Raw genomic sequence first — 11,947 nt, 5'->3', positions numbered from 1 at the left:
AAACCGACCTCAGGTCGGTTTTTTTGTGCCGTTTTTGCTCGACGATTTTATACATCGCTAACGTTGGATGGTTAGCGTTAGATACCCTGCGCCAAATGTAGGTTTCGCTCGTTTTGGCCTAGCATGAACGTAATATGAAGCTCGACCAATTGCTCACTTTCTCGAAGCCAACTGTCTTTGCCTTGGTGTTGGCAAAATTCCATCATAGTGACAATGTACTGATCGAGCTTTTTTAGGCTCCATCGTTTTACGTCGCTTTCTGCTTGTGTATCGGATGCCAAGGCTTGAAGTTTGGCATAACAATATTGCATGTAGCTATATGCATCGTCGACACGGTCGATATGTTGGTAGTGACGCTGAAGAAGGTGGCAGGCATCGACAAAGTAAGCGATGGCATCGCTTTTTTCTTGCGTGATTGGCGAAGAGAAAAGGGTGGCTGGAGTAGCAGACAAAAGGTTCGCGAGGGAATCAAACTGTCGCGTTTCTTTGTTTTCGTACCACTGCTGTATGCTCTCAAACCACAAATCAAGACGTTCCATGTTTATGTCTCCTGATCCTGTGTTTGAAATGGCGTATTGCGCGGAAAAATTACTGAGGATGCATACTGCGGCGGCCGAAACCGCCGTTAAATCTTAGTTTTATATACCAAGATCATCCATCAATGAATTGGAGTCAGACGCTGCGGATTTTTTCTTTTTCGATACGTCTTTGCCTTCGAGTTGTTTCAGGATTTCAGTTTCAAGGATTGCATCAGGGTTAACTTCTTCACCTTCTTCGAATTCTTCAAGCTGAATGAACTCTGTGCGTTCCATTGAAAGCTCAAGGTAGAAGATGTTGTTGTCTTCGGTATCAAAGCTCACACGACGCGCTTGAGGGCGCTCTATGTTGCTATCGATGGTGACATTGATGTTCTTATTGATCGCCATCATCTTAGGTTGGTTTTGAGTGATGTTGGTGTGCAGAGAGCGTTTGATCTTACCCGTAAAGTCACCCACGATTTGGTTCATGAGTTCTCCTAACACATCCGCGACCTCATCTGAGGTATGCAGGGTGGCAAGCTCTTCTTTCGGGATGCCCATATGGGACATGTATTTCGTGTATAACTCTAGCGCGGCTTTCGCGTCAAAGTTAATGACAACGAGCCCTGAGAATCCTCCGTCAAAGAGGACAAAACAGCCAAAGTCAGGCTTCAGGCTCGTCTTCGAGATCTTTTGCACCATTGCAGAATGGTGAACTTGAGAGTCGGTTGCTTTTGTTAATACTGCAGTAACGGACTGACAAAGCTTCAGCAGAATATCTTCCGTCGTGACGATTTTTGTTTTTCTCATAGTTAACCCACTTGATTTGTATGCGGAACATCAATACAAGTGTGGCACTAAATTGATAAATCTGCCGAGTTCTGGCCGTTATGAGGCCTTAATTTTATCTTGCTGCAACTCCGCAGCCAAAAACTCACGTTTAACGTTAACTGCATCAGTGCAAGCAAGTAATTGTGCGCCCATTTTCTTCAGCAGTTCTTCAACGTCGCCATTCTGTTCTGATGCCGCAATCTCCAGCGATTTACAGGTGTCAGACAAGTCACGCGCTCCTATGCTTCTGGACGACGTTTTTAGCTTATGTGCTGTGTCTTTGAGGGTGTTGTAATCATAAGGTGGTAAAGCATTTGCCATTTCTTGAAGTTCTGGAATGCAATGCTTCTGGAACTCACCTAGCACTTCGTCGTACGTTGCTTTATCACCCCAAAACAGTTTTTTCAGCACGCTTGGATCAAGCTCCATCGGTGCAATGTTTTGGGGTTGCGTGTCGTTAGAAGAGGTCATGTGTGTTGAGGCAGTGCTTGTTTGATGGTTCGAAGGCGTTTGTTGCGTCGCATGCGCTTGCTGTTCAGCTTTATCAGCGTGAGAAGTGTCAGATGGTGTTTGAGAAAGGACACCATCGACGTAAGAGTCTGAATTGGCCATAGAGAGATGCTCGTCAGTAGGGCGACTTTGAAGACGCCATTTGTTCAGGACTTTTTGAATTACATCCATTTCAACCGGTTTCGCGATGAAATCATTCATGCCGGTTTCGATGCAACGCTCTGCTTCACCCACAAGGGCATTTGCGGTGAGCGCGATAATAGGGACGAATTCGTTGCGTTCTTTTTGAATCACTCGAATCGAACGAGTCAATTCATACCCATCCATATTGGGCATGTGACAGTCGGTAATAACGAGGGTGAAAGGCTGTTGTCGATAGGCGCGAAGTGCATCTTGACCGTCGGCGGTCATGACGACTTTGTAACCGAGGTACGTTAACTGCTTTTCTATTACGGTTTGGTTGGTGATGTTGTCTTCTGCGACCAGCACAGTGCCCCGATGCTCTGAAACACGCTCTATGAAAGCTTCGCGGCCAGAAGTGTCAACAACGGGGTAGTCTGGACTTTCAAGGCCAATACAAATGCGTAATCCGCTCAAAAGCATGGAAAGCTTCATGGGGGACGCGTAAATCGCAAACACGTCTTTCCCTTCGTATCGGTGGACGGGTAACGACATGTCGAGTTCGAGATATCGAATGTTGTTAGATGCTGTGATGAACGGTGCAGTCAATTGCTTGGCCTGCATGTAGTCGCGGCAGATGATCACAAATTTTGTGTCTTTGTTGCTGCCAGCAAGCTTATGTTGGTGAAGCATATCAAGCGAGACAGTCTGACTGCGGATATTCATGTTATCTAGGTAGCTATCAATACTGGTTTTTAAAGGACCATTTTCAAGCGTATTAAGACACACAACATTGCTCAGTGTTTTCGCCGCTTCTGTTAGAAGCAACATATTGCTGTCGTCGGGTACGTTGATGGTATTGGAATGCGGCAGGCTAATGTCCACATAGAAAGTCGAACCAATCCCTTCTTCACTGCGCGCATCAATGCTGCCGTCGAGCAGTGAAATAATGTTCTTGCTGATCGCCAGACCTAAACCGGAACCGCCATATCGGCGAGTGGTAGAGTACTCCGCTTGCGTGAAGGGTCTAAAAATACTTTCCAGTTTATCGGGGCTGATACCAATGCCATTGTCTTTGATTTCAATGGAAATCGGTACAACGCTCTTTCCTTTGTCATTGATAATGTCTGTACTGCTCTTGATCCAAACCTGCACTTCACCCAAATGAGGTTGACCGCCGGAAAACTTGATGCCGTTACCGATCAAGTTAAACAATATTTGTTTGATGCGTGTTGGGTCACCCAATAGAGAGCTGGGCACGAGCGGATCAACAAACAGCATGAGCGAAACGTTCTTTTCATTCGCTTCTGTCGTGAGGTTATCCATTACCTGTTCAGTAATATGACGAATAGAAAGGGGCACTTCATCAATCCGCATCTTTCCTGCTTCAATCCGTGAAAAATCGAGAATGTCATTAATTATAGACAGCAATGACAAGGCTGATTCACGAACTGTGTTGGCAACGCCTTTTTGTGTTGAATCGAGGTTTGAACGGCGAAGGATATCAATCATCCCGATCACGCCGTTCATTGGAGTACGAATCTCATGGCTCATGGCCGCCAAAAATTGTGCTTTGGCTTTAGAGGCTGATTCAGCGCGCTCTTTTTGGTACAGCAATTGTTCTCTCGCTTGGTTGCGAGAAATGATGTGATCACGGAAAGAGCTGAGTGCATGTGAAATCTGTCCAACCTCATCCGGGCGCTCTTTATAGAGGATCGGAATTTCCGTGTTTCCATCAGACAATTTGAGCATGGTATCGGCTAAGCGAGCGATAGGCTGCGTAACGCGTTTATAGATGTAAACCGTCAGCACGATGCTCACCAGTGTCATGACGCCGAACAAGGCAAAGAATGAGAGCTGATTTGTTTTGAGCACTTTGTGTAGGCTTGCCATTGAGTTGGCAGCGCGGAAACTGGTTTCCCGCGAGAATTCTGTGAGGGCGGTTTCGAGTACTTTGTATTCTTCAGTACTGATGATTTTCAAAGATGCGATAGCTTGTTGCTTGCTGTAAGGGTTGTAACTATCAAATACGCTTTCGATACGACTATAAAAGGCTTGATAGATGATTGAAATATCTTGGAGTTTCTCTTTTTCTCCCGTACTGCCGGCGTTGGCTTGCAGCAATGCAAGGTATTCTTGGAAGCTTTGTTTATTACGTTCGAAGCGTTCTCTTTTAAAGGCTTCGCCGCTTAGGTAGAAAAAGAGCGACGAACGCATATCATCGGTTTGCTCTCGAAGAAGCCACAGGTAATGCTGCCTGTCTTCTTCACTCAACCCGCCATTGGTATCATCTTGAGAGGCGAGGGCGCTGATCTTACGATCAAGTTCCGTCACGATGGTTGTGGAAATATACCGCTTTTCATCAAGCGCCCAGGTTTCTCTCTTAGGGTTATATTGTTCGATGACCTCTGTACGTATTTGCTGATAGAGCGACTGATATACATCTTCAATACGCTGCAAGTTTCCGCTCTCTGTGCCATGGATCTTTTTCAGTTCCTCTAGAGACACTTCGAATTGGTTCTTATTGCGGTAGTAGGTGTCCAACGAAGCACTCGACCCCAATGCGTAGCTCAGCATGCTTCTGTTCATTTCACCGGCATAGCGCAACATGGAGACCGAAAGGAGGGCGCTCGGGATTTCTAGTCGGCTGGTGTTTGTGGTGTCCGTACTGGCATTGTCGTGCATAACGTAGGTGGATACGGAAAGAAGCATTGCGGTGAGTGTCATCGCAGCCATGATCAGGCCCACCTTACCCACAATACTTTTTGAAAACGGGAATTGATTGGCCCGTTGGATGTTTTGATCAGTCATCGTTTTTCCTTGCTGGCTAACCTGGCCCTTGGAAGTCTTTTCAGTGTGATTTTTCACCGAAAGGGATGAGAGGGTGGTTGCTCTTTGTTGTGTTTACTGACACGTTGAGTTGCTGCCGGGTGGCGACAAGGTCATTCAAAATGATCAACTCTGTTTGGCAACATATACTTTAGTTGTTGCTATGATGCTAAGTGCGTATATGTTCCATAAAAGTGACATGCGACGAAGAAAAGATACTAATGCTTGTGCAAAGACAATAAAATCGCATGAATATTTGTTGTTCTGGAGGAAATAATGGTCGTTGAATCAGATGGATACGCTGCACTGGTTGAGTATTTCGTAGAAAGTTTAAGCGTGTTTTCTTCCACTGACGACAAGATTGGGTCAGAAACCATTGATGAGCTTGTTCATGAACTCGTCGCTTCCCAAATTATGGTGATTTGTGAGCAAAACAAAGACATGCCGCAAAAGCTCCGCTTCGAGGTTATGTCCGAAGCTGACAAAGTGGTCAGTGATTTGGAAGAAATTCTGAGTTCTGTCTGGCACCAAAAGCCAACGTTTGCCCAAATAAACTTTCTTGATGAGTACGTTGGCTTAGTGAAGAACCTGTTTGATTCTGTCGTCTCTGAATGTGCTTAGTATTGCGAGCCTTTGCTTTTAGAGCGTTGCTCAACGAGCAAACCGTCAGTCAGTGATGTGTGGAAAGTTACCCTGTCACCACGCAGCTCGTGAGTTAGAGGTTGCACCTCTCAAATCCCCCATTAAAATGCGCCTTTACTCTTTTTAGGCGCATTCAATGAAACTCCACGCAATACACCGACTTTACGATGAACGTTTGGCACAATCGACCAAACCTTTTCGCGCCCGAGGTGCAAGCGTCGAGCGTTGTCGTCACTGCATGGTGAATGCCCATTTGTGTATCTGCGCGCATAATGTTAGACGTGCATCTCATGCTGGCTTCTTGCTGGTGATGTATGACGATGAAGTGCTTAAACCAAGCAATACTGGCCGCTTGATTGCTGATGCTGTCGAAGACACGTATGCCTACATTTGGTCACGTACATCTCCCAATGAAGAGATGCTTGCTCTGATTAAGGACCCGATGTGGCAACCCTTTGTGATCTTTCCTGAACAGTATTCAACGCCAGAACGTGTCGTCAACATACCTGTCGTATCACAAGGTAAAAGACCACTGTTTATTTTAATTGATGGAACTTGGTCGGAAGCTAAGAAAATATTTAGAAAGAGTCCTTGGATGGATAGCTTGCCTGTGTTGAGTATTAAGGCAGATGATGCCTCTCGATATAAAATGCGCGAAGCATGTGGTGAAGGACAATTGGCAACGGCGGAGGTCGCTGCCAAAGTGCTTGCCTTAGCGGGTGATTCGAAGGCGGCAGATTGTTTGGACGCATGGTTTGATGTGTTCAAAGAGCATTATTTAACCGGAAAAAAACAGCGTCAGTTGCCAATTCCAGGTGCTCTGGATCGTTATAAAGACGTCGTTGCGCGTTGTGAAGTGGCATAATGCGACTATCTGGTTTTTCTGTGCGCAAGGGAAATGCGAGCAGCTTCTCAGTAGTGAATTTTGGAAAGCCCGTATCTCGGGGTTATTTTGTTTTTAATCACATTCATAACCCTGTGAAATGGGGATAATTTCCGCCATTACTGCAAAATATAAAATTTGGAACAATGGAGTAAAGGATGTATTACGGCTTTGACGTGGGTGGGACCAAAATTGAGTTTGGCGCTTTTGATAGTGATCTTAAGCGACAGGCAACAGAACGTGTGCCGACGCCGGGTGATGACTATGGACGTTTAATTGAGACGCTCGCTGAGCTGGTGGCTAAGTACGACGCCCAGTTTAATTGTGAAGGGTCGGTTGGCATCGGTATCCCTGGTATCGAAAAAGCAGAAGATGGGACTGTTCTTACTGTTAATGTCCCTGCAGCAAAAGGACGCACGTTGCGTGCTGACCTTGAAGCAAAAATTGGCCGCAAGGTAGCGCTGAACAATGATGCAAACTGTTTTGCACTTTCTGAAGCGTGGGACGAATCTCTTCAAGGCGAAAAAGTGGTGCTGGGTCTTATCTTAGGCACTGGCTTTGGCGGTGGTATCGTCATCGACGGACAAGTCGTTTCAGGCAAAAACAATGTTGCTGGCGAGCTTGGCCATATGCGTATGCCGATTGATGCATGGCTTCACCTTGGTGAAAACGCGCCGATTTTTGAATGCGGCTGTGAAAGCAAAGGCTGTATTGATAACTATCTGTCAGGCCGTGGTTTTGAAATGCTGTATACGCATTACTACCAGACTGAAAAGAAAGCCATCGACATCATCACTGAGTACCATGCAGGCGAAGAAAAAGCGGTCGCATTTGTTGATCGTTATATGGAAATGCTTGCCATGGTGTTTGCAGGATTGTTTACAGGAATTGATCCAGATGTTGTTGCTTTGGGTGGCGGTTTATCAAACTTCGAACTGATTTACGAAGAAATGCCAAAACGCTTGCCAAAATACCTACTTTCGATCTCTAATCCTCCAAAGATCATCAAAGCGAAACACGGTGACTCTGGTGGCGTTCGTGGTGCTGCGTTCTTAAATATTCAACGCTAACCCACACAAAGCGTCCTCATTGCATGAGAAAGCACTGGACTGATGTTCGGTGCTTTTTCGTTCGTAAGAAAGCCCATGACCAAACTTTCTGACAAACGGTTTTATACCGGTGTTTGCAGGCTGTTTGGTACACATAATAAATAGAGCTTCTTACTGTTCACTTCTCGTTTATTTTTTTGTTGCCATTTTAAGAGTAAAAAGCCTGTTTTGAATCGGAAATTCTCGCGAACCATGTTCGCTATGCTCATCCTTTTTTTATTTTCCTTGTCTGCTGTTGTTTGGTTCTATGCGGGTGGCGCATCGTCGCACTATGTCATCTCTAGCGACGAGGTTCAATATCGGTACATCGATGACAAAGGTGTAGGTGGAAACACACTCGGTGCTGTCACCCAAAACGCTGATAAATCGGTAACCTTGGGTTGTCAGTTGGGCGAGAAACACCGCTGGCCGTATTGCGAAGTCGCCATCAGTCTAAGCGATGATATTCGCGATGGCATCGATCTCACTCATTATCATTCGATGGTCATTGAAGGGTCTTACCTTGCGCCGCAGCCTGATCAGCGTCTTCGTGTTTACCTGAGAAACTACAACGAAGCGTACTCATCGGTTGATGATCCTGTTTCGTTGAAATTTAATGGTTTGGAATACAACCCGACGTTGGAAAACTCGGAAGTCGTTCTGCCGTTAAAAGCATTCCAAGTGTTGTCATGGTGGATTTCTGATCTGGCCGTGCCGTTGGAGCATGCAGGTTCAGAATTAACCAACGTGTCTGTGATTGAGATTGCCACTGGAAGTGCACCTGTTATTGGGGAGCACAGACTGAATATTGAAAGCATACGTTTTGAAGGTGTGATGATTTCTGAAGCGCAACTGTTCAAAAATATCACCTTCACGTGGCTTGTTGCTGCTCTCATCGTTCTTTGCGTGAAATATTGGCAAAGTCTTAAAGTCTACAAGGAAGAGCGTGTTCGCAGTGCTCGTCTTCTTGCCATTAATGAACAGTTAAAACAGCAAAGTGAAACATTGTCCATTATGGCGACGACAGATCCGCTGACGGGGTTGAGAAACCGCATGAATGTCCATCGCGACTTGGAGAAAACCATGTCTCTAAAAGCCCGTCGCGAATGTACGGCGTTGGTTATTGATATCGATCACTTCAAACGCATTAATGACACCTTCGGCCATGAGATGGGTGATCGCATTTTGATTGACGTCGCGACGCTCTTAAAAAATCGTTCTATGTCGACGGACATTGCTGTTCGTTGGGGAGGCGAAGAGTTCGTGTTTTTCTGTCCTGATAGAAACCTCGCTCAGGCGTCATTCTTGGCAGAAAAAATCCGTTCACGTTTTGAAGATAATGCTTGGCCTCATGGTGAGACGATGACATGCAGCATTGGTGTGGCATCACTCCGGAACGATAGCGTGGCAGGGATGTTGGCAGATGCCGATGATGCGCTTTATCAAGCAAAGCAATCGGGTAGAAACCGTGTAGAAGTCTATTCCGATGTGCTGGTAACCGCTTAGTATTCTTTGACGTTACGGAAGAAAACAAAAAAGCAGCCGAGGCTGCTTTTTTTTGGCCTGAACGTGGCGTTTTTACTGAGCTTTACGCTTTGCGTTTTCTTGGCAGCATGTAATGGCCTCATTCAATAATTCCAGTGCTGTTGCATCAGATTCTGGTAAAGCTGCATCACTGGTATTGATTGGCGTTACACGGTCACCCCAACGTAGCACACCTGCGCCCCACGTTAAGCCCGCCCCAAAGGCAGCCATAAGCAGGGTGCTGTTAGGCGTCACTCGGCCTTCTTCAACGGCTTCACACAGCGCAATCGGAATCGTTGCTGCGGAAGTATTGCCGTATTTATGGATGTTAATGAATGCTTTTTCCAACGGGATCTTGGCATGGTCGCAGAGGGCTTCAATGATGCGCTTATTGGCTTGGTGAGGAATAACAAGGTCAATACCTTCAGGTGTTTTCCCTGCGCGCGAAAGCACAGCTCCTGCTGCAGAACCCATACCTTTCACGGCGCGTTTGAATATCTCGCGGCCCACGAAGTTGAATTCAAAGTACCCATTGTCTTGGGCAAAGCGAGGCATACCTGTCCCGAACTCTGGAATTGCCAACACATCGCGGCCTTCTGAATCACAACCTAGTTGCGCTTCCAATAGGCCCACTTCTTTGTCGGTTTTGCTAAGAACAACGGCGCCAGCTCCGTCGCCGAACAAGACTGCAGTATCGCGTTTGCTCCAATCGAGGTACCAAGTGAGGCGCTCTGCGCCAATCACCAACGCATGCTTATACGCGCCAGCTTGGATCATGCGTGTTGCGGTTTCTAATGCGTAAAGGAAACCTGTGCAAGCCGCGTTTAAATCAAAGGCTGCGGCTTTCTTCGCGCCCAATTCAAGTTGGACCTTAGACGCGATGTTTGGAATTAATGTATCTGGCGAGCACGTGGCGACGATAATAAGATCAAGGTCAGAACCTTCAATGCCTGCTGTTGCAAGAGCTTGTTTACCTGCAACCGTTGCTAATTCAGACGTGTTGACGTGGCTGATACGACGAGCACTGATTCCGGTGCGCGACGAAATCCATTCGTCTGAAGTTTCAATGAAAGTGCTTAGATCAGAATTCGTTAGTTCAGCCTGCGGAAGACATTTCCCCCAGCCTGTAATTTCAGCAAATGGCATGATTGTCTCTTGTTTTTATCATTCAAGCATTCAGTGTAACGCTGAAAAATCAATGAAACAATTCAACATGTTGATCAATGTGTGGTTTGCAACACCTCACGCGGATTGAAGTACGTTAAATTGGACTGGAAAATGAAAAAGTGGCCAGAAAGGCCACTTTGTTTAAATTGTTTAGGCGACGAATAAAAACACTGCCGCGAAAACAAAATGTGAGGCTTACCAGAAAATCCACGCGAATATAGCGAGTACGATAATCGACGCAAAGTTTAGGTAAAAACCCGCACGCATCATTTCTGACTGTTTGACATGGCCAGACGCAAACACAATGGCATTAGGCGGTGTTGCAACAGGCAGCATGAAGGCACAAGAGGCAGCGATAGCGATCAGTGCCGACAGGATGACTGGCGATACCCCAAGCGCTTCTGCGACCGTTGCAAATACAGGGACAAGCAAGGCGGCACTGGCCGTGTTGCTGGCAAACTCTGTTAAGAACACGACAAAAGCGACAACAGTAAGCAGGGTGAAGAATACGCCTGCTGACGACAAAAAACCGCTGAGGGATTCAGCCAAGAAAATACTGGTGCCTGTGGCTTTCAATACGTTACTCAAGCACAAGCCACCACCGAACAAAAGTAGTACGCCCCAATCCGTCGATTTTTCAACGTCTTTCCATTTCACTACGCGTGTCGCACCCAGCAAGATGATGGCAGAAATGGCCACGAGCGTATCGAACTTACTTAGGCCACCCAGCATTTGGTTAATCGGTTTGCTGAAAATCCAGCAGAACACGGTTAGGCCGAAGATCATCAAGGTAAGACGACGGGCGTTGTTCCATTCGATAGGAGCGTGGTTGAGTTCAAATGTGTGCTTTAGGTTTGGCTTGGTGAGGATGTACAGTAAGCCAACGGTAATAGGGAGTAGCACCATGGTGATCGGCAGGCCAAGCTTCATCCAATCAATAAAGTTCAAGTTCACTTCTGCTGCTGCAATGGCATTGGGTGGGCTACCAACAATGGTAGAGATACCGCCGATACTTGCGCAGTAAGCAATACCCAGTAACACGAAGACATAGGTGCCGCGTTCTTGCTTGGCGTTCACTTTGCTAAGCACTCCTAACACCAACGGAAGCATCATGGCGGTGGTGGCCGTGTTTGATATCCACATGGAAAGACCTGCAGTCACACCAAACAGCATCATGACCGCCACGCTCATTTTCCCTTTCGCAACGATCAGGACTTTGTCTGCGATGGCTTGGTCGAGCTTTTGAACATGCAACGCAGCTGCAAGGGCAAAACCACCAAGGAAAAGGAAAATGATGGGGTTGGCAAAGTTGGCCATCGCCGCGGGTGTTTGGAAAACACCCAAGCCCACAGCGAGAACGGGCACCATCAGCGCAGTAATGCTGACATGTAAGGCTTCTGTCAGCCATAGTACTGCAATGAAGATAAGCAGGCTCAAGCCAATAACAACGTCTTTTTCGTAGGGCAATACGTTTAATAGGACTGCGAAAAGTGCAATGTCCGCTAATAAGATCAGGCTATTTTTGTTAAACAGCCAATCTTTGAAAGCAATAGTTAATGCTGTCATGTCGACTTCCTTTATGGGTATGTAGGGTTATTTTTGTAATTGTTAGAGCTAATCACTCAGAGTTCGGAAGCATTATGCGCAGAGCAGGGCGGGTAAATCGGGCGTGAACACACAAGATTAACAAGATGTTATTTGCGTGTTTAAATTTGAGATAGGGAAAGTTGTAAATGGGTAGAAATCCACCCGTCATTCAGAAAGATAGTGGGAATTTATTGTGCTGCAGAGGGGTTCTCTGTGTTTGAATTCGTAGGTTCTGGTTCTGGTTCTGG

At 46.3% G+C, this 11,947-nt stretch carries 9 protein-coding genes; 4 read left to right on the top strand and 5 right to left on the bottom strand.

The features are described from left to right. Nucleotides 1-77: 77 nt before the first annotated feature. The 3 genes from BCT27_RS22340 to BCT27_RS22330 form a co-directional block, all read right to left on the bottom strand. Nucleotides 78-539 carry a hypothetical protein gene (locus BCT27_RS22340; RefSeq protein WP_102396805.1) on the bottom strand — a complete coding sequence of 154 codons (462 nt, stop codon included), beginning with the start codon at nucleotides 537-539 and terminating at the stop codon, nucleotides 78-80. Between the two features lie 99 nt (nucleotides 540-638). Further along, nucleotides 639-1,328 carry a DUF3334 family protein gene (locus BCT27_RS22335; RefSeq protein WP_102318830.1) on the bottom strand — a complete coding sequence of 230 codons (690 nt, stop codon included), beginning with the start codon at nucleotides 1,326-1,328 and terminating at the stop codon, nucleotides 639-641. A 78-nt stretch (nucleotides 1,329-1,406) separates the two neighbouring features. Continuing rightward, on the bottom strand, nucleotides 1,407-4,790 hold the full coding sequence (locus BCT27_RS22330) for an ATP-binding protein (protein ID WP_102396804.1): 3,384 nt from the start codon (nucleotides 4,788-4,790) through the stop codon (nucleotides 1,407-1,409). Between the two features lie 294 nt (nucleotides 4,791-5,084). Between BCT27_RS22330 and BCT27_RS22325 the strand changes: the two genes are divergently transcribed. The 4 genes from BCT27_RS22325 to BCT27_RS22310 all read left to right on the top strand — a co-directional run bounded on the left by BCT27_RS22325 (nucleotide 5,085) and on the right by BCT27_RS22310 (nucleotide 8,927). After that, entirely contained in the window at nucleotides 5,085-5,429 is a 345-nt protein-coding gene (locus BCT27_RS22325; protein WP_102318832.1) for a DUF3802 family protein, read from the top strand. A gap of 157 nt (nucleotides 5,430-5,586) precedes the next feature. Continuing rightward, the gene (locus BCT27_RS22320; RefSeq protein ID WP_102392179.1) at nucleotides 5,587-6,315 is read left to right on the top strand and encodes a tRNA-uridine aminocarboxypropyltransferase; all 729 of its coding nucleotides are present in this window, start codon (nucleotides 5,587-5,589) and stop codon (nucleotides 6,313-6,315) included. Nucleotides 6,316-6,491: 176 nt separating this feature from the next. Beyond that, a complete protein-coding gene (gene nagK, locus BCT27_RS22315; RefSeq protein ID WP_102318834.1) occupies nucleotides 6,492-7,403 on the top strand; it encodes an N-acetylglucosamine kinase in 912 nt (303 codons plus the stop codon). A gap of 240 nt (nucleotides 7,404-7,643) precedes the next feature. Beyond that, entirely contained in the window at nucleotides 7,644-8,927 is a 1,284-nt protein-coding gene (locus tag BCT27_RS22310) for a GGDEF domain-containing protein (protein WP_102392180.1), read from the top strand. Between the two features lie 72 nt (nucleotides 8,928-8,999). Here BCT27_RS22310 and BCT27_RS22305 read toward each other — a convergent pair whose 3' ends face one another. After that, nucleotides 9,000-10,091 (bottom strand): ketoacyl-ACP synthase III, encoded by a 1,092-nt coding sequence (locus BCT27_RS22305; protein WP_102396803.1) that lies wholly within the window; start codon nucleotides 10,089-10,091, stop codon nucleotides 9,000-9,002. Nucleotides 10,092-10,307: 216 nt separating this feature from the next. After that, nucleotides 10,308-11,678, bottom strand: a complete 1,371-nt coding sequence (locus tag BCT27_RS22300; RefSeq protein ID WP_102392182.1) for an SLC13 family permease — start codon at nucleotides 11,676-11,678, stop codon at nucleotides 10,308-10,310. Nucleotides 11,679-11,947: the final 269 nt, after the last annotated feature.

This window comes from Enterovibrio norvegicus (genome assembly GCF_002876705.1).
Lineage (GTDB): Bacteria > Pseudomonadota > Gammaproteobacteria > Enterobacterales > Vibrionaceae > Enterovibrio > Enterovibrio norvegicus_B.
The sequence above is the reverse complement of the archived record's forward strand: the minus strand, read 5'-3'. Positions and strand labels throughout refer to the sequence as shown.

Excerpts from the sequence above, each read along its gene's own strand:
- BCT27_RS22300 (WP_102392182.1), bottom strand. The coding sequence starts at position 11,678 with ATGACAGCATTAACTATTGCTTTCAAAGATTGGCTGTTTAACAAAAAT.
- nagK (WP_102318834.1), top strand. The coding sequence starts at position 6,492 with ATGTATTACGGCTTTGACGTGGGTGGGACCAAAATTGAGTTTGGCGCT.
- BCT27_RS22310 (WP_102392180.1), top strand. The coding sequence starts at position 7,644 with ATGCTCATCCTTTTTTTATTTTCCTTGTCTGCTGTTGTTTGGTTCTAT.
- BCT27_RS22305 (WP_102396803.1), bottom strand. The coding sequence starts at position 10,091 with ATGCCATTTGCTGAAATTACAGGCTGGGGGAAATGTCTTCCGCAGGCT.
- BCT27_RS22335 (WP_102318830.1), bottom strand. The coding sequence starts at position 1,328 with ATGAGAAAAACAAAAATCGTCACGACGGAAGATATTCTGCTGAAGCTT.
- BCT27_RS22340 (WP_102396805.1), bottom strand. The coding sequence starts at position 539 with ATGGAACGTCTTGATTTGTGGTTTGAGAGCATACAGCAGTGGTACGAA.
- BCT27_RS22320 (WP_102392179.1), top strand. The coding sequence starts at position 5,587 with ATGAAACTCCACGCAATACACCGACTTTACGATGAACGTTTGGCACAA.
- BCT27_RS22325 (WP_102318832.1), top strand. The coding sequence starts at position 5,085 with ATGGTCGTTGAATCAGATGGATACGCTGCACTGGTTGAGTATTTCGTA.
- BCT27_RS22330 (WP_102396804.1), bottom strand. The coding sequence starts at position 4,790 with ATGACTGATCAAAACATCCAACGGGCCAATCAATTCCCGTTTTCAAAA.